The 16,374-nt window shown below is 74.6% G+C and carries 14 protein-coding genes; 5 read left to right on the forward strand and 9 right to left on the reverse strand.

Annotated features, from left to right (window positions below):
- Positions 1-8 precede the first annotated feature (8 nt).
- Both mycP and AAFN69_RS15775 read right to left on the reverse strand, forming a co-directional pair.
- A complete protein-coding gene (mycP, locus tag AAFN69_RS15770; RefSeq protein WP_347729121.1) occupies positions 9-1,223 on the reverse strand; it encodes a type VII secretion-associated serine protease mycosin in 1,215 nt (404 codons plus the stop codon).
- The gene (locus AAFN69_RS15775) at positions 1,220-3,664 is read right to left on the reverse strand and encodes a hypothetical protein (RefSeq protein ID WP_347729122.1); all 2,445 of its coding nucleotides are present in this window, start codon (positions 3,662-3,664) and stop codon (positions 1,220-1,222) included. Before AAFN69_RS15775 ends, mycP begins: the two co-directional genes overlap by 4 nt.
- Before the next feature lie 195 nt (positions 3,665-3,859).
- On the opposite strand from AAFN69_RS15775, the gene AAFN69_RS15780 reads away from it, so the two are divergent.
- Positions 3,860-5,062 carry an amino acid deaminase/aldolase gene (locus AAFN69_RS15780; RefSeq protein ID WP_347729123.1) on the forward strand — a complete coding sequence of 401 codons (1,203 nt, stop codon included), beginning with the start codon at positions 3,860-3,862 and terminating at the stop codon, positions 5,060-5,062.
- Between the two features lie 93 nt (positions 5,063-5,155).
- On the opposite strand, the gene AAFN69_RS15785 is transcribed toward AAFN69_RS15780, so the two are convergent.
- From AAFN69_RS15785 to AAFN69_RS15800, 4 genes are all read right to left on the reverse strand, one after another.
- A complete protein-coding gene (locus AAFN69_RS15785) occupies positions 5,156-5,614 on the reverse strand; it encodes a PPOX class F420-dependent oxidoreductase (protein WP_347729124.1) in 459 nt (152 codons plus the stop codon).
- Between the two features lie 96 nt (positions 5,615-5,710).
- Positions 5,711-6,493 (reverse strand): 3-oxoacyl-ACP reductase, encoded by a 783-nt coding sequence (locus AAFN69_RS15790; RefSeq protein ID WP_347729125.1) that lies wholly within the window; start codon positions 6,491-6,493, stop codon positions 5,711-5,713.
- A 7-nt stretch (positions 6,494-6,500) separates the two neighbouring features.
- Positions 6,501-7,883, reverse strand: a complete 1,383-nt coding sequence (locus AAFN69_RS15795; protein WP_347729126.1) for an aldehyde dehydrogenase family protein — start codon at positions 7,881-7,883, stop codon at positions 6,501-6,503.
- 141 nt (positions 7,884-8,024) lie between these two features.
- The gene (locus AAFN69_RS15800) at positions 8,025-9,392 is read right to left on the reverse strand and encodes a glutamine synthetase family protein (protein ID WP_347729127.1); all 1,368 of its coding nucleotides are present in this window, start codon (positions 9,390-9,392) and stop codon (positions 8,025-8,027) included.
- Positions 9,393-9,470: 78 nt separating this feature from the next.
- Between AAFN69_RS15800 and AAFN69_RS15805 the strand changes: the two genes are divergently transcribed.
- The 3 genes from AAFN69_RS15805 to AAFN69_RS15815 all read left to right on the forward strand — a co-directional run bounded on the left by AAFN69_RS15805 (position 9,471) and on the right by AAFN69_RS15815 (position 12,647).
- Positions 9,471-10,205 carry an FCD domain-containing protein gene (locus AAFN69_RS15805; protein ID WP_347729128.1) on the forward strand — a complete coding sequence of 245 codons (735 nt, stop codon included), beginning with the start codon at positions 9,471-9,473 and terminating at the stop codon, positions 10,203-10,205.
- Between the two features lie 208 nt (positions 10,206-10,413).
- Entirely contained in the window at positions 10,414-11,871 is a 1,458-nt protein-coding gene (gene eat / locus AAFN69_RS15810) for an ethanolamine permease (RefSeq protein ID WP_347729129.1), read from the forward strand.
- A gap of 11 nt (positions 11,872-11,882) precedes the next feature.
- Positions 11,883-12,647, forward strand: coding sequence for a gamma-glutamyl-gamma-aminobutyrate hydrolase family protein (locus AAFN69_RS15815; RefSeq protein ID WP_347729280.1), 765 nt, complete (start codon positions 11,883-11,885; stop codon positions 12,645-12,647).
- Positions 12,648-12,715: 68 nt separating this feature from the next.
- Here the strand turns inward: AAFN69_RS15815 and AAFN69_RS15820 are convergent, their stop codons facing one another.
- Entirely contained in the window at positions 12,716-13,609 is an 894-nt protein-coding gene (locus tag AAFN69_RS15820; RefSeq protein ID WP_347729281.1) for a LysR family transcriptional regulator, read from the reverse strand.
- 202 nt (positions 13,610-13,811) lie between these two features.
- Here AAFN69_RS15820 and AAFN69_RS15825 point away from each other — a divergent pair, with 202 nt between their 5' ends.
- The gene (locus AAFN69_RS15825; RefSeq protein WP_347729130.1) at positions 13,812-14,981 is read left to right on the forward strand and encodes a C4-dicarboxylate ABC transporter; all 1,170 of its coding nucleotides are present in this window, start codon (positions 13,812-13,814) and stop codon (positions 14,979-14,981) included.
- Here the strand turns inward: AAFN69_RS15825 and AAFN69_RS15830 are convergent.
- Positions 14,944-15,663, reverse strand: coding sequence for a helical backbone metal receptor (locus AAFN69_RS15830; RefSeq protein ID WP_347729131.1), 720 nt, complete (start codon positions 15,661-15,663; stop codon positions 14,944-14,946). The two genes, AAFN69_RS15825 and AAFN69_RS15830, sit on opposite strands and share 38 nt — an antisense overlap.
- A gap of 6 nt (positions 15,664-15,669) precedes the next feature.
- Positions 15,670-16,293 carry an XRE family transcriptional regulator gene (locus AAFN69_RS15835; protein WP_347729282.1) on the reverse strand — a complete coding sequence of 208 codons (624 nt, stop codon included), beginning with the start codon at positions 16,291-16,293 and terminating at the stop codon, positions 15,670-15,672.
- Between the last annotated feature and the right edge of the window lie 81 nt (positions 16,294-16,374).

The raw sequence follows: 16,374 nt of genomic DNA on the forward strand, positions 1-16,374 counted from the left end.
GGGGGCTGTCAGTGGCCCGGGTCGCGGGCGGTGCCGGTGCGCCAGAGCGCGACGGCGGCCAGCAGCAGGAGCGCGCCCAGCGAACCGGCGAGGATGGTGAGCCACTCGGCGTTGCCGGAGCCGGCCGTCTCCCGGCGGGGGCCGGGGCCGAAGTACTTCTTCGCATAGCCGGGGGCGGTGGCCCGGGCGTCGGCGGGGCGCAGTTTCCCGGCCGCCTCGATCGCGGCGGCCGGGTCGACCATCCCGTACCCCTTGGCGTCGTTCCGCCCGCCCTCGGGGCGGTCCCCGGCCGTCTCCATCAGGACCTTCTTGACCTGGGCCGGGGTCAGGCCGGGATGCGCGGCGCGGACGAGGGCGACCGCGCCGGAGACGAAGGCGGCGGCGGCGCTGGTGCCCCAGCCCTGGTAGTACTTCCGGTCCGGGTCGGGCATGACGACATTGACGCCGGGGGCGTTGACGGTGGCGTACCACCGCCGGGTGGAGAAGGAGGCACGGGTGCCGAACTGGTCGACGGCGGTCACCGCGATCACTCCCGGGTAGGCGGCCGGGTAGGAGACCCGGTCGCCCTTCTCGCCGCCGTTGCCCGCCGAGGCGACCAGGACGGCGCCCTTGCCGAGGGCGTACTGCACGGCGGCGTCCTCGCCCCTTTCGGCGCGGGCGGATTCGCTGTCGTCCCCGAGGGAGAGGTTGATGACGTCCGCGCCCTGGTCGGCGGCCCAGCGGATTGCCTCGGCGAGGGCCGGGCCCCGGGTGTTGCGGGCCCGGTCGCGGGCCTTGTCGGTGCTTTCGAGGATGACCCGGACGGGCAGGATCTTGGCCTCGGGCGCTATGCCCATGACCCCCTCCCCGGCTCCCTCGCCATGGCCGTGCGCCGCGATGATGCCCGCCATCGCGGTGCCGTGCCGCGCCCAGGCGCCGTCCCCCCGGGACGCCCCGAAGCCGATGAAGTCCTTGCCGGGCAGGACATTGCCGGTCAGATCGGGGTGCTGGTCGTCGACACCGGTGTCGAGCACGGCGACGGTGATGCCCGATCCCTTGGTGGTGCGCCATGCCTCCGCGGTGTTGAGGGCCTCCAGGCCCCACTGGCGCGGCCGTATCCCGTCGGCCTGCGCGGGCGCGGCGGGCAGCACGGCGAAGGCGGCGGCGAGCAGGGCAATGCCGGCGCCTCGGCGGGCGCGGGGGCCCGCCGGGCCGGCCGGGCCGGCGGTGCGGACACGAGTCATCCGGCGGCCTCCGCGTCGGTGTTCAGACGGGCGCGGAGCGCCTTCTCGATCCCGTCGGCGAGGCCCTTGGCGTCGTGGACGAGGCCCGACTGGGCGGGGGCCGAGGTCTCCTTGCCCGCGGGGGAGGCGCCGACGGGCTGCGGATGGGCGACGGTGCGGCCGTCGGCGAAGCCGGAGACGGAGAAGACGACCACGGGCAGATCGGTGAGGACGCGCACGGTCCAGCCGGCCCGCTGCTGGTCTCCGAATCCTTCGGCGGCGGTGCCCTCGGCGGGCAGGGCGCGCGGCATCAGATCGGTGCGCTCGGCCAGCTTCTCCTTGCCGAAGCGGTGCTCCAGGGCCTTCATGGTGATGACGTCGCCCTTGGTGAAGATCATGCCGACGGTGATGACGCTGCTGGCCGTGGCGTCGGTGTAGGTGGCGCGGAGCAGCCGGTCGCAGCCGACCGGCCGGAGGGTCTTGGCGAGCAGCGGGTCCAGGGCGCCCGCGCAGCCGCTGTCGGGGGCGACCGTGATCCGGGTCCAGGTCCGGTCGGCCTTGCCGGGGCCCGCTCCCCTGCCGTCCAGGGTGCGGGGGAAGAGCTTGTCCACGGGGACGCTGTGCCAGAGGCCGCGGGCGTCCGCGTAGGTGCTCTGCGGGGAGGTGCCGCCCGGGGAGCCGTCGCTCAGCAGTGCCCCCGCGACGGCTCCGCCGATCAGGCCGAGTCCGAGGACGAGAGCGGTGATCGCGCCCGCGGTGCGGCCGGAGCGGCGGTGGGAGACGGGGTACGGGTGGGCGGGGCCGGTCTGCCCGGACCAGTACGGGCCCGGGTGCGCGGCGGGCCAGGGGGCGGCGGCCTCGCCGGCGCCGGGCGGCCGGAAATGCGCGGGCGGGGGCGGTACGAGGGGTGCTCCCGGCCGCTGCGGCGGCGCTCCGGCCACTCCCGGCGGCCGGGGGCCGGGCAGCCCCGATCCGGGGGGTCCGGGCGGGGGCGTGCCGGGTATCGGCGGGGCCTGGCGCGGGGCGGTCCCGGCCGGGAAGGGTTCGGGGCGGCGCGGCGGTCCGCCGGGCCGCGCGGGGGGTGTGCGGCGCGCGGCGGAGGTGTCGGGCGCGGTGCGGGGGCGCGGGGGCGCCGCCGGGGAGCCGGTCGCGGCGGTCGTACGGGCGGGGCGGCCGTCGCGCGGGGCGGGGACGGAGCCGCGCGGGGGCACGGCGGACCCGCCGTCCGGACGGCCCGGTGCCGACGCCGGCCGCGGCCCGGCGGACCCGCCCGGCTCGCGGCGGAGCAGCCGGGTGTCGGTGTCAGCGGGTCGGGGGGCGTCTCCCGGGGTGGTGTTCCGGCCGGGCACGCGGCCCGGTGACCGGGTGCCGGTGCCGGGCGGGCCGTCTCCGGGGGCCGCCGGCGGGGTCTCGGACCCGGGGCCGCCGCGCTCACGCGGGCCGCGGCGCGGCGGGCGCGCGCCGGATTCGCCGCCGGGCCCGGCGGCGCCGGATCCGGGAACCTCGCCCGGGGTGCCGTACCCGGTCGGCGCCCCGGTGCCGGAATCCGGCGTCCGGTACTCCCCCGGCTCCCGGCGCAGTACCCGGGTGTCCGAATCCGTACCGGACGGGGAGGGGCCGTCGCCCGGGGTGCCGTACGCGGCGATCCGCCGACCCGCCGGCCCGGTGCCGGAATCCGGCGCGTCGTCCGGCCCCGGCTCCCGGCGCGGTGCGCGGGTGTCCGAGTCCGAACCCGCCCGGGAAGGGACGTCGCCCGGGGCGCCGTACCCGGTGCCGGAATCCGGCGTCCGGTACTCCCCCGGCTCCCGGCGCAGTACCCGGGTGTCCGAATCCGTACCGGACGGGGAGGGGCGGCGCAGTGAGCGGGTGTCGCTGTCGGCGGGGGCCGCGGTGCGCCGGGGCGGGGGCGGAGTGTCCGACGCGGGCCGGGGCAGTGCGGGGCGCGTGCCGGGGCCGCCGGGGAGCGCGCGGCGCTCCGGGGCGCTCGGCAGGGCCGTACCGGTGGTGGCGCGGGGGCCCGTACCGCCGCTCTCGCGGCGGGGTGAACGGGTGTCGGCGGTGGACGGTCCCGTGCCGGTGCCCCACGGCGGCACCGCCTCCATCCGGGCGGGGCGGATCTCCCCGGCGTCGCGGCGGAGCAGGCGGGTGTCGTGGTCGGCCGCGGATCCGGCGGGCGGCACGGGGGAATCGGAGCGGGGGTGCGGTACGGGGGCGGCGGTGGATCCGGCGGGCGGCACGGAGGCGGCGGGGCGGCGGCCCGGCGCGCGGGCGGCGGACGGGCCCCAGGCGGCAGGCGGGAAGGACGTGGCGGCCGATTCGCCGCCGGCGGGCGGGTGTTCGGCGCGGTCCGCCGCGTCGGACGGGCGGGCGGCCGGAATGCCGCGGGGCGGCTCGCCGGGGACGCGCGGCTGGGGCGGGGAGGCACCGTCGGAGGTGGGAGGGCGCTGTGCCTCCGTGCTCATGTACCGCCCCCGTTCTCGTCCCCGCGCACCGCCGGATCGTTCTCTCCAGGGCCGGTCCGGTGGCCTCGCGTCTGCGTCACTCTACGGGTTGAGAGCCGGACCAAGGGAGTGTGGCCCGGCCTCCGGGGGAATCTGCCCAGAACGTCCCCTCCTCGACCCCTACCCGACGGTAATCGTCTCTGGCAGGCTCGGCCCATGACGCCGCTTGCCACCGACCGGGCCCGTTACGACCGGGCCACCGCCCATCTCGACGCGCCGTTCGCCATCGTGGATCTCGACGCGTTCGACGCCAACGCGCGGGACCTGGCGCGCCGTGCCGGGGGCAAGCCGGTCCGGGTGGCGAGCAAGTCCGTGCGCTGCCGGGAACTGCTCGGCCGGGTGCTGGCCATGGACGGTTTCGCCGGGATCATGTCCTTCACCCTGGCCGAGTCGGTGTGGCTGGCGCGTGCGGGGTTCGAGGATGTGCTGCTGGCCTATCCCTCGGCCGACCGGGCCGGTTTCGCCGAGCTGGCGGCCGATCCGAAGCTGTCGGCGGCGGTGACCGTGATGATCGACGACCCCGCGCAGCTGGAGCTGATCGACCGGGCCAGGGACGGCGGCCGGGAGGAGATCCGGGTCTGCCTGGAGCTGGACACCGCGCTGCGGCTGCTGGGCGGGCGGATCCGGATCGGGTCGTACCGGTCTCCCCTGAGCGAGCCGGCCCAACTCGCCGAACTGGCCCGGTCGATCGCCCGCAGGCCGGGATTCCGGCTGGTGGGGCTGATGGCGTACGAGGGGCACATCGCGGGGGTGGGTGACGCGCCGGCGGGACGTCCGCTGCGTTCGCGGGCGGTCGGGCTGATGCAGCGGGTGGCCCGGCGGGAGCTGGCCGCGCGCCGGGCGGCGGCCGTGCGGGCGGTACGGGCCGTCGCGCCGGAGCTGGAGTTCGTGAACGGCGGCGGCACCGGCAGCGTGCAGAGCACGGCGGCCGAGGCGGCGGTGACGGAGATCGCCGCCGGATCGGGGCTGTATCTGCCCCGGCTCTTCGACGACTACACGTCCTTCTCGGGGCGCCCGGCGGCGCTCTTCGCCCTGCCGGTGGTGCGGCGGCCGGGTGTGGGGGCGGTGACGGTGCTGGGCGGCGGCTATCCGGCGTCGGGCGCGGCGGGCGCGGACCGTTCTCCGGTCCCCCATCTCCCCGAGGGGCTGCGCCTGGCCCCCATGGAGGGGGCGGGCGAGGTGCAGACACCGCTGCTGGGGTCCCCGGCCGATGATCTGCTGATCGGCGACAAGGTGTGGTTCCGGCATGCGAAGGCCGGGGAGCTGTGCGAGCGGTTCGACACGCTGCACCTGGTGGAGGGGGACCGGGTGACCGGCTCCGTACCGACGTACCGGGGCGAGGGCCGCACCTATCTCTGAGCCCGTCACCCTTCTCCGAACCCGTCACCTTTCCCCGAACCCGTCACCTTTCTCCGGCACCGCCGCGACGCCCCGGCACCGCCGCGGCCCGGTTCAATCCGCGATGTCGAGGGCGGTTCCGTAGAGTCTGCTCACCCGGAGCCGGATGACCAGGCGGCGCTCGTCCACCAGTTGCCGGAGGAATGCCTCCTCATCGGCGGGTTTCGCGTCGTCGGGGATCATCGCGAGGAGTTCCCGGCCGGTGGCGTCGCCGGGGACCGCGGTGATCTCGGAGAGTTCCGCCTCGCCCTCCGCCACCGCGAAGGACCAGGGGTCGGCCCCCTGTACATGGACGGAGGCCCGCGGGTCGCGGCGGAGCCGGCGCACCTTGACGCGGTCGGCGGTGGTGGAGAAGCGGATGGTGCGGGTCTCGGGGTCCCAGTCGTGGACCATGGTCGTCAGATGGGGATGGCCGCTGCGTTTGACGGTGGCCAGGGTGCCGAACCGCCGGCTGCTCAGCAGGGCCGAGAGTGCCTCGTCGGACAGGGCGCGGGGTGCTGGTCCTTTGCTCATGCCGGTGCCAACCCGCCCTGGGCGAGGGGGTATTCCGTGAGGGGACCGGGCCCGCGTGATACGTGATATCGGTACGCGGGCCCGTTTCCGCGGTGGCTAGAGCGGGGTGACGTAGGCGCCGGTGAGCCCGCCGTCGACCAGGAAGTCCGTGGCATTGACGAAGGACGAGTCGTCGCTGGCGAGGAAGGCCACCGCGGCGGCGATCTCGTCGGCCTCCGCGAACCGTCCGAGGGGGATGTGGACGAGCCGGCGGGCGGCCCGCTCCGGGTCCTTGGCGAAGAGCTCCCGCAGCAGCGGGGTGTTGACCGGCCCCGGGCAGAGCGCGTTGACCCGGATGCCCTCGCGGGCGAACTGCACCCCCAGTTCGCGGGACATCGCGAGCACCCCGCCCTTGGAGGCGGTGTACGAGATCTGCGAGGTGGCGGCGCCCATCCTGGCCACGAAGGACGCGGTGTTGATGATCGAGCCGCGGCCCTGGCGCCGCATATAGGGGATGGCCGCCTTGCAGCAGAGGTAGACGGAGGTCAGATTGACGTCCTGGACGCGCTTCCACGCCTCCGGGCCGGTGGTGAGGATGGAGTCGTCGTCGGGGGGCGAGATGCCCGCGTTGTTGAAGGCGATGTCGACGGAGCCATAGGTGTCGTGGGCGGCCTTGAAGAGGGCTTCGACCTGGTCGCCGTCGGTGACGTCGACCCGGACGAAGAGCCCGCCGACCTCGTCGGCGGCGGCCTTGCCCGCGGTCTCGTCGATGTCGCCGCAGACCACATGCGCGCCCTCGGAGGCGAGGCGGCGGGCGGTGGCCAGGCCAATGCCGCTGCCGGCGCCGGTGATGACTGCGGTGCGGCCGACCAGACGGCGGCAGAGGGGGGATTCGGTCATGGGGAGCTCATGCCTCCGTGCTGAAGTAGACGTTCTTGGTCTCGGTGAAAGCGGTGAGGGCGTCGGGCCCCAGCTCGCGGCCCAGGCCGGATGCCCGGTAGCCGCCGAAGGGGGTGGAGTGGCGGACGCTGCTGTGCGAGTTGACGGAGAGGTTCCCGGCCCGTACGGCACGCGATACGCGGATGGCGCGGCCGACGTCCCGGGTCCAGACGGAGCCGGAGAGCCCGTACTCGGTGTCGTTGGCGAGCCGGATGGCGTCGGCCTCGTCCTCGAAGGGGAGCACGGCGGCGACCGGTCCGAAGATCTCCTCGCGGGCGGCCGGGGCGTCGGGGGCGATGCCGGTGAGGACGGTGGGCGGGAACCAGAAGCCGGGACCGTCCGGGGCCGTGCCCCGGATGCCGGGAAGGGTGTCGGGGACGTAACCCCTGACGCGGTCGAGCTGGGACCGGGAGATCAGCGGGCCCATCTGTGTCTTCTCGTCGGCGGGGTCGCCGACCACGACGGAGCGGATGGCCGGGGCGAGGAGTTCGAGGAACCGCTCGTACACCGTGCGCTGGACCAGGATGCGGGTGCGGGCGCAGCAGTCCTGGCCGCTGTTGTCGAGGAAGGACATGGGGGTGGCGGCGACGGCGGCGTCCAGATCGCTGTCCGCGAAGACGATATTGGGGCTCTTGCCGCCGAGTTCGAGGGTCACCCGCTTCACATCGGCGGCGCACTTGGCCATGATCGACTTGCCGACCCGGGTGGAGCCGGTGAAGACGATCTTGGCCACCCCGCCATGTTCGACCAGGGCGTTTCCCGCCACCTCGCCCGCGCCGGGGAGGACCTGGAAGAGCCCTTCGGGCAGTCCGGCCTCCAAGGCGAGAGCGGCGAGGCGCAGCGCGGTGAGCGGGGTGGTCTCGGCCGGTTTCAGCAGCACGGCGTTGCCGGCCGCGAGGGCGGGTGCGGTGCCCCAGGCGGCGATCGGCATGGGGAAGTTCCAGGGGGCGATCACCCCGACCACGCCGAGGGGTTCGAGGAAGGTGACGTCGAGGCCGCCGGCGACCGGGATCTGCCGGCCGTTGAGGCGTTCGACTCCCCCGGCGGCGTAGTCGAGCAGATCGCGGACATTGCCGGCTTCCCAGCGGGCGTTGCCGATGGTGTGTCCGGCCTCGGCGACCTCCAGGCGGGCCAACTCCTCCCGGTGGTCGTCGACGACGGCGGCGAAGCGGCGCAGCAGACGGGCCCGGTCGGCGGGGGCGGCGGCGGCCCACCCCTCCTGGGCGCGGGCGGCGCGGGTCACGGCGGCGCCGACACCGGCGGCGGTGGTGGCGGGGACGGTCTCGATGACCCGGCCCGTGGCGGGGTCGAGGACTTCGTGGTGGGTGGTGTCGCGGCGGGCTTGCGGCAAGGCGTCCTCACAGTGTGGAGCGCTCCGTGGCGCGGGTCTCGGATGTCTTCGAAGGAGCGGCGCGCCCGTCAGAGGCGTTCGGGGGCGGGTCCCGGACGTGTTCAGCGGGTCCCGGACGCGTCCGGGGGAGCGGCGCGCCCGTCAGAGGCGTTCGAAGGAGCGGCGCAGCTCCCAGTCGGTCACCGCGGCGTCATAGGCGGCGAGTTCGACCCGCGCCATGTTGGTGTAGTGGGCGACGACCTCCGGCCCGAAGGCGGCTCCCGCTATGGGACTCGCCGCCCAGAGATCGGCGGCTTCCCGCAGGGTGCCGGGGACCCGGTCGTAGCCGGCGGTGTAGGCGTTGCCGGCGCAGGGTTCGGGGAGTTCCAGCTTCCGCTCGATGCCGTGGAGGCCGGCGGCGATCAGTCCGGCGACGGCCAGATGCGGGTTGACATCGCCGCCCGGCAGCCGGTTCTCGAAGCGCATGGAGCGGCCGCGGCCGACGACCCGCAGGGCGCAGGTGCGGTTGTCGGCGCCCCAGGCGACGGCGGTGGGGGCGAAGGAGCCGGGCTGGAACCGCTTGTACGAGTTGATGTTGGGCGCGTACAGCAGGGAGAAGTCCCGCAGTGCGGCGAGCTGTCCGGCGAGGAAGTGCCGCATGACCGGGGACATGCCGTCGGGTGCCCCCGCGTCGGCCATCACATTGTCACCGTCGGCGTCGGTGAGGGAGAGATGGATGTGGCAGGAGTTGCCCTCGCGCTCGTTGTACTTGGCCATGAAGGTGAGGGAGTACCCCTCCTGCGCGGCGATCTCCTTCGCACCGGTCTTGTAGATCGCATGCTGGTCGCAGGTGGTGAGGGCGGTGTCGTAGCGGAAGACGATCTCGTGCTGGCCGGGGTTGCACTCGCCCTTGGCGGACTCCACGGTCAGTCCGGCGGCGGACATCTCATTGCGGATCCGGCGGAGCAGCGGTTCGATCCGGCCGGTGCCGAGGACGGAGTAGTCGATGTTGTACTGATTGGCGGGGGTGAGCCCGCGGTAGTCGCGGTCCCACGCCTGCTCGTAGGAGTCCTGGAAGACGATGAACTCCAGCTCGGTGCCGACCTGCGCGGTGAAACCGTGCTCGGCGAGACGTTCGAGCTGGCGGCGGAGGATCTGGCGGGGAGCGGCGGCGACGGGTGAGCCGTCGTTCCAGGCGAGGTCGGCGATGAGCAGGGCGGTGCCGTCGTTCCAGGGGACCCGGCGCAGGGTGGCCGGGTCGGGGTGCATGGCGAAGTCGCCGTACCCCCGGTCCCAGGAGGACATCGCATAGCCGTCGACGGTGTTCATCTCGGTGTCCACGGCGAGGAGGTAGTTGCAGCCCTCGGTGCCGTGGTCGAGCACCTCGTCCAGGAAGAACCGCGCGGCGAACCGCTTGCCCTGGAGCCGTCCCTGCATATCGGGGAAGGCGAGGACCACGGTGTCGATCTCGCCGTCCGAGACCAGGGCGCGCAGCTCCTCGGTCCCGAGCGGGGGTTTGCGGTCTGCCACGGGGTCGCTCCTCCTTGGATCAGCCGGAAGCCATAAGGTATTGCTGAAGACCATTGATTGGGAAGAGGGAACGGCAACGTGGCGAAGAACGATGACGCGGCCGGCCGCCTGACGCCCGTCCTGCGGCCGGTGCGCGCGGGCAACGGCTTCGAGGAGGCGCTGGAGCAGATCCTCCGGCTGCTGCGGCTCGGGCTGGTCGCGGGCGGGGACCGGCTGCCCGCCGAGCGCGAACTGGCGGAGCGGATGGGGATAAGCCGGGTCACCCTGCGCGAGGTGCTGAAGGTGCTGGCCGATCAGGGCCTGGTGGAGAGCAGGCGCGGCCGGTACGGCGGCACCTTCGTCCTGGGCCGGCCGGACACCGGCGGCGGGGAGGACGAACTGCGCCGCCGGGTGGCGGAGGTGAATGTGGAGGACACCCTCCGCTTCCGCGAGGTGCTGGAGGTGGGCGCGGCGGGGCTGTGCGCGGCGCACGGACTGGCCGGCGCGGACGCGGACCGGCTGCGCGCGGCGCTGGCCGCGACGCATGACGCCCCGCTGGCCGACTACCGGCGCCGGGACACCCTGCTCCATCTGACGCTGGCGGAGCTCTCCGGCTCGCCCACGCTGGCGGAGCAGTACGCGGCGGTCCGGGCGTCCCTCAATGAACTGCTCGACTGCATACCGCTGCTGGTGCGCAATCTGGAGCACTCCCAGCAGCAGCACACCGCGCTGGTGGAGGCGGTGCTGGACGGGGACGCGGACGGCGCCCGGGAGATGATGCGCGAGCACTGCGAGGGCACGGCCGCGCTGCTGCGGGGATTTCTCGCCCGCTGAGGGGGCGGGGGCGCGGACACCGGCTTCACGCACGGCGATCGCCCGGCGCCGGATGCCGGCCTCACGCACGGGGGCCGCCGGGCGCACGCGCCGGCCTCACGCACGCGGGGCGCCCGACCCGCGTACCGGCTTCGCGCACGGGGGTTGCGCGTTCGCCACACCTGACGCAAAGGTGTCCGCACATACCTTTGAACGCCAGGAGCGTCCCATGGCCGAAGGCACCACCGCTCGCCCCTCGTCCCCGCAACCGCCCCCCGCCGACGACGCCTATCTCCGGCGGCGCACCCTGCGCCGGGGCAGCGCGGGCTGGCTGCTGCTCACCGGGCTGGGGGTGGCCTATGTCGTCTCCGGCGACTTCTCCGGCTGGAACATCGGCCTCGCCGAGGGCGGCTTCGGCGGACTGGCCATCGCCACTCTCGTGATGGGAGTGATGTACGCCTGTCTCGTCTTCGCCCTCGCCGAGCTGTCGGCGATCCTGCCCACCGCCGGCGGCGGCTACGGCTTCGCCCGCCGGGCGCTCGGCACCTGGGGCGGCTTCCTCACCGGCACGGCGATCCTCATCGAGTACATCCTCGCCCCGGCCGCGATCTCCATCTTCATCGGCGATTACATCGAGTCGCTCGGCCTCTTCGGCCTGGAGTCGGGGTGGCCCGTCCAGCTCGCCTGCTTCGCCGTCTTCATCGGGATCCATCTCTGGGGTGTCGGGGAGGCCCTGCGCTTCAGTCTGGTGGTCACCGCCATCGCCGTCGCCGCCCTGCTGATCTTCGCCGCCGGTGCCCTCACCGACTTCAGCGCGGCCAATCTCAATGACATACCGGCCGACAAGGACGCCTTCGGCGCGAGTTCCTGGCTCCCCTTCGGGCTGCTGGGCATCTGGGCCGCGTTCCCCTTCGGCATGTGGTTCTTCCTCGGTGTCGAGGGCGTCCCGCTCGCCGCCGAGGAGGCGAAGGACCCGGTGCGCTCCATGCCGAGGGCGCTCTCCGTCTCCATGGGCATCCTGGCGCTGCTCGCCGTCCTCACCTTCGTCGCCGCCACCGGGGCGCGCGGCTCCGCCGCTCTTCAGGACGCCGGGAACCCGCTGGTGGTCGCCCTCCAGGGGGACGGCGACCCGACCGCGCTCAGCCGCTTCGTCAACTACGCGGGCCTGGCCGGGCTGGTCGCCTCCTTCTTCTCCCTCATCTACGCGGGCTCGCGCCAGCTCTTCGCGCTCTCCCGGGCCGGATACCTCCCCCGCTTCCTCTCGCTCACCAGCCGCCGCAAATCGCCCTACCCGGCCCTGCTGATCCCCGGCGCCATCGGCTTCGCCCTCGCCGCCTCGACCGGCGACGGCGCGCGGATGCTCAACATGGCCGTCTTCGGCGCGACGATCAGCTACGCCCTGATGGCCCTCTCCCATCTGGTGCTGCGCCGCCGCGAACCGGATCTGCACCGCCCGTACCGCACCCCCGGCGGGATGCTCACCTCGTCCGTCGCCTTCGTGCTCGCGCTGGCCGCGCTGGTCGCGACCTTCCTGGTGGACCGGCAGGCGGCCGTGATCGCGCTGGGCGTCTATGTGATCGCCCTCGCCTATTTCGCGCTCTACAGTCGCCGTCATCTGGTCGCCAGGGCACCGGAGGAAGAATTCGCGGCACTGGCCGCGGCCGAGGACGAACTCAAGCGCAAGTGATCGGAGCGATGGTGTCCAAACCCCTCATCGGCATCACCACCTATCTCAACCCGGCCGCCTGGGGGGTGTGGAAGATGAGTGCGGCACTGCTGCCCGCCGGGTACCCCGCCCTCGTCCAGCGGGCGGGCGGGCTCGCGGCGATGCTGCCGCCGGACCCCGACAGCGGTTCGGCACGGGAGGTGGTGGCCCGCCTGGACGGGCTGGTCATCGCGGGCGGCGCCGATGTGGAACCCGAGCGGTACGGATCGTCCCCGGGCCCGCGCACGGGCCCGCCCGCCCGGGAGCGGGACGCCTGGGAACTCGCCCTGATCCACGCGGCGCTGGCGGACGGCACTCCCCTGCTGGGGATCTGCCGGGGCATGCAGCTCCTCAATGTCGCGCTCGGCGGGACGCTGATCCAGCACATGGACGGCCACACCGGGGGCGAGGGCGTCTTCGGTTCCCACACGGTGAAGCCGGTCCCCGGTACCCGGTACGCCGGGATCGTGCCCGGGGCCGCCGATGTCCCCGCCTACCACCATCAGGCGGTGGACCGGCTGGCGGAGCCGCTCACCGCCTCCGCCTTCGCCGGGGACGGCACCGTGGAGGCGGTGGAACTCACCGGCGGCGGCTGGGTGCTGGGGGTGCAGTGGCACCCCGAGATGGGGGAGGACACCCGGGTGATGCGCGCCCTGGTCGATGCGGCGCGGGACAGGGCGGCACGGGAGCGGGCGGTACGGGAAGGAGAGGCGCCGGTCCCGGCCCTACGGGAGCGCGCGGGCTCCGGCGGCGGATGACGGCGGGCGGGGGCTCGTGCGGCGTACGGGAGAGGGCCCGGACCGCACAGCCGGCGCCGGCCGGATCCTCAGCCCCGGGCCAGCCCCAGCAGCTCGCGCGCCGGTCCGCTCGGCCGCTGGGATCTGGGCCAGACCGCCCGCAGCGCGCGGCGCAGATCCAGCCCGTCGACCCGCACCTCGATGAGCCGCCGCGCCGACACCTCCCCGGTCACGGCCAGCTCGCTCAGCACGGCCGGCCCCGCGCCGCTCACCACGGCGGACTTCACGGCCGTCGTGGAGGCCAGTTCGAGCAGGGGCTCGGCGAGACCTCCGTACGCGGAGAGCGCCGCGTCCAGCACCTGCCGGGTGCCCGAACCCCGCTCCCGGAGGATCAGCGGGGCGCGGGCCAGCTCGGGGGCCGGCAGCGGGGCGCGGCGCCGGGCCCAGGGGTGGCCGGGGGCGACGACGACCACGAGCCGGTCGTGACCGATCACGGCGCCGTCCAGGCCCTCGGGCACCGCGAGGCCCTCCACGAAGCCGAGATCCGCCGCGCCGGAGAGCAGCCGCTCCGCGACCACCGCGGAGTTGCCGGCCTGGAGTGAGACCGCGGTGTCCGGGAGGAGGGTGCTCAGGGCGATGAGCCGGCCGGGCAGCAGATACTCGGCGATGGTCATCGAGGCGACGACCCGCAGCCGGGAGTCCCGCCGGCCCCGCAGGGCCCGGGTCCCGGCGTCGAAGTCCTCGGCCGCCTCGATGACGCGCCGCGCCCAGTCGGTGACCAGCGCGCCGGCCTCGGTGAGCCGGGAGCCGCGCGGTGAGCGGTCCACCAGGGCCATGCCGAGCCGGCTCTCCATGGTGCGGATCCGGCTGCTGGCGGCGGGCTGGGAGATGCCGAGCTCGCGCGCGGCCCGGCCGAGGCTCCCGTGGCGGGCGACGGCGATCAGCAGTTCCAGGGCGCCGAAATCGGGCACCCGGTGCGACAGCGGCACCCGCTCGGGGCCGTCCCCGGGCGCCGGCCGCCCGGAGACGGCGTCCGTCCCGGGAGCGGTGCCGCGCGGGGCGTACGGCGTCTCCCCCGCGATCTCACCGGCACCGCCGGCCTCACCCATACTCATAAATCCAGCTTATGGGGTCATAGCCGACCGGGTGCTGGTGCACCCTCCCACCCGGTAGAAGGCTGCTCCCATGGCCACCGCCACCCGCCCCGCACCCGCGCGCCCCGTCCCCGTACCCCCGGAGAGGGCCCGCTCACCGGCCCTGCGCCGGTTCGGTCCCAACTGGTACGCGACGGTCATGGGCACCGCGATCGTCGCCACCGCCGGCACCGCGCTGCCGGTGCCGGCCCCGCGCGCATTCACCGCCGCCGTGTGGGCGCTCTCGCTGGTGCTGCTCGGCGCGGTCACCGCAGCGCGCGGCGCGCACTGGATCCGCCATCGCGACCGGGCGGTCGACGGGCTCGGCGACCCGGCGACGGCTCCGTTCCACGGCTGTGCGGCGATGGCGGTGCTCGCGGCCGGCACCGCGACCCTCACGGCGGGCACGGCGGGCACGGCGGTGATCGGTGAACCGGCGGGGGCCGTCATCGCCTTCGTGCTCTTCGGGGCGGGCACGGCCGCGGCGCTCGCGGTCGCGGTGACCGTCCCGTATCTGGTGGTGGTGCGCCGCCGGACCCCGCTGCGCACCGCCTCGCCCGCGTGGCTGCTGCCGGTGGTCCCCCCGATCGTCGCGTCGTCCGCCGGGGCCCTGCTCGTGCCGCGGCTCGCGCCGGGCCCGGGGCGGGAGGCCCTGCTGCTGCTCTGCCTCGGCCTCTTCGGCATCGGCCTGCTCGCGACGCTGATCATCCTGCCGGTGATCCTCGCCCGGCTGCTCCGGAACGGCGCGCCGCCGCTCGCGCTGACCCCGGCCCTCTTTCTGATCGTGGGACCGCTGGGCCAGTCCACCACCGCGGCGTCCCACATGGCCGCGGCGGCTCCGTACGCGGCGGACGCGGCGGTGCTGTACGGCGTACCGGTACTGGGCTCCGCCCTGCTGTGGCTGATCGTCGCGGCGGCGGCGACGGTACGGGCGGTTCGCCGGGGAATGCCGTTCACCCTCGGCTGGTGGGCCTTCACCTTCCCGGTCGGCACCTGTGTGACGGGGGCGGCAGGACTGGCCCGTCTCATCGGCTCCGCCCCGCTCGCGTGGTCGGCGGCCGGGCTGTACGTCCTGCTGACGGCGGCCTGGGCGGTGACCGCGTTCCAGACGCTGCGGGGGCTGTTCAGCGGCGCGCTGCTCGCGGAGCCCTGCGCTCCGGCCGGCGGCGCGGTCAGTGGGGCGGTCAGTGGCGCGGGGCCGCTGCCAGCGCCGCGCCGATGACCTCCGGCGCCTCGGCCAGTGAGGGTCCGTACCAGGTCAGATGGCGCCCGCTGACCAGTGCCGGGGTCATCCCGGGAAACGCCTCGGGGCCGTCCGACGCGGTGAAGCGGTAGGGCTCGTCGGGGAGCACCACCAGCGGGGCGCCGGCCGCCCTCAGCTCCGCGAGCGGGATGCGCGGATAGCGCTCGGGCCGGCCCTCGAAGGCGTTGCGCACGCCGAGGCGGCGCAGCAGATCCCCGGCGAAGGTGTCCCGGCCCAGAACCATCCAGGGCCGCCGCCAGATGGGCACCACGGCGGTGCACCCGGCCACCGGGACCGCCCGCGCCCAGGCACCGGCCGCGCGGTCGAGCCAGGCGGGCCTCGCGAGACCGCAGCCGGTCACGAGCACTCGTTCCAGCTCGTCGAATGCCTGGTCGAGCCCGCGTACCTCGGTGACCATCACCTCGGTGCCGGCGGCGCGGAGCGCGGCGAGGTCGGGTGCCCGGTTCTCCTCCTCATTGGCGATCACCAGATCGGGCCGCAGCCGGAGGACGGCCTCGATGTCCGGATTCTTGGTGCCGCCGATCCGGGCGGCGCCGAGACCGGCCGGATGACTGCACCAGTCGGTCACTCCGACGAGGAGACCGGGCTCGGTGGCGGCGACGGCCTCGGTGAGCGAGGGGACCAGCGAGACGACCCGCAAGGAGATCTAGCCTTCCCCGGGCGTCTCGATGTGCTCGGCGACGGTGACGACGATCATGCGGGCGTCGGGACCGGTGGTGCGCCAGCGGTGCATCACGCCGCCCGAGAGGAAGAGCGCGTCGCCGGGTCCGAGGCGGTGGGCGCGGCCCTCGGCCTCGACCTCGACGGCGCCGTCGGCGACGTACATCAGCTCGTCATTGCGGTGCTGGAACTCGCCCTCGGTGGCATGCTCGCCGAGGAATTCCAGGGCCTCCAGCTGATGCCGGCCGCGGACGAGCCGGCGGGTGGCCGGGATGCGCGCCGCCGTCACTCCGGAGGTGTTCGTTCCGACAGCGGCATCGGCGGCTTCGGCGGTCACCGCGCGGGTGAGGGTGACGGTCCGGGCGGCGTCGGATGCCTCGATCAGCCGCTCGGTCGTGGTCTCCAGCGCGTCGGCGACCCGCTGGAGGGAGCCCATGCTGGGACGGGCGCGCTCATTCTCGACCTGGCTGAGGAAGGGGACGGAGAGGCCGCTGCGCTCGGCGACGGCGGCGAGGGTCAGATCGAGCGACCGGCGGCGTCTGCGCACGGCGGCGCCCACCCGAAGACGCTCGGTCTCCTTCGGGTCCTTGCCGTCCTTCGCTTCCGCCATGTCGCCCGGCTCCCCTTCCTGGTCCTGTACAACCATACGCAGCTTCCGGGCCTCGCGGCTCGAATGGGCGTGCACCGGGCA

It is taken from the genome of Streptomyces sp. CAU 1734 (genome assembly GCF_039888735.1).
In the GTDB taxonomy this organism is placed as follows: Bacteria; Actinomycetota; Actinomycetes; order Streptomycetales; family Streptomycetaceae; genus Streptomyces.

Coding starts and splice junctions, on each gene's coding strand:
- AAFN69_RS15780 (WP_347729123.1), top strand. CDS start 3,860: ATGACGCCGCTTGCCACCGACCGGGCCCGTTACGACCGGGCCACCGCC.
- eat (WP_347729129.1), top strand. CDS start 10,414: ATGGCCGAAGGCACCACCGCTCGCCCCTCGTCCCCGCAACCGCCCCCC.
- mycP (WP_347729121.1), bottom strand. CDS start 1,223: ATGACTCGTGTCCGCACCGCCGGCCCGGCCGGCCCGGCGGGCCCCCGC.
- AAFN69_RS15835 (WP_347729282.1), bottom strand. CDS start 16,293: ATGGCGGAAGCGAAGGACGGCAAGGACCCGAAGGAGACCGAGCGTCTT.
- AAFN69_RS15825 (WP_347729130.1), top strand. CDS start 13,812: ATGGCCACCGCCACCCGCCCCGCACCCGCGCGCCCCGTCCCCGTACCC.
- AAFN69_RS15785 (WP_347729124.1), bottom strand. CDS start 5,614: ATGAGCAAAGGACCAGCACCCCGCGCCCTGTCCGACGAGGCACTCTCG.
- AAFN69_RS15790 (WP_347729125.1), bottom strand. CDS start 6,493: ATGACCGAATCCCCCCTCTGCCGCCGTCTGGTCGGCCGCACCGCAGTC.
- AAFN69_RS15775 (WP_347729122.1), bottom strand. CDS start 3,664: ATGAGCACGGAGGCACAGCGCCCTCCCACCTCCGACGGTGCCTCCCCG.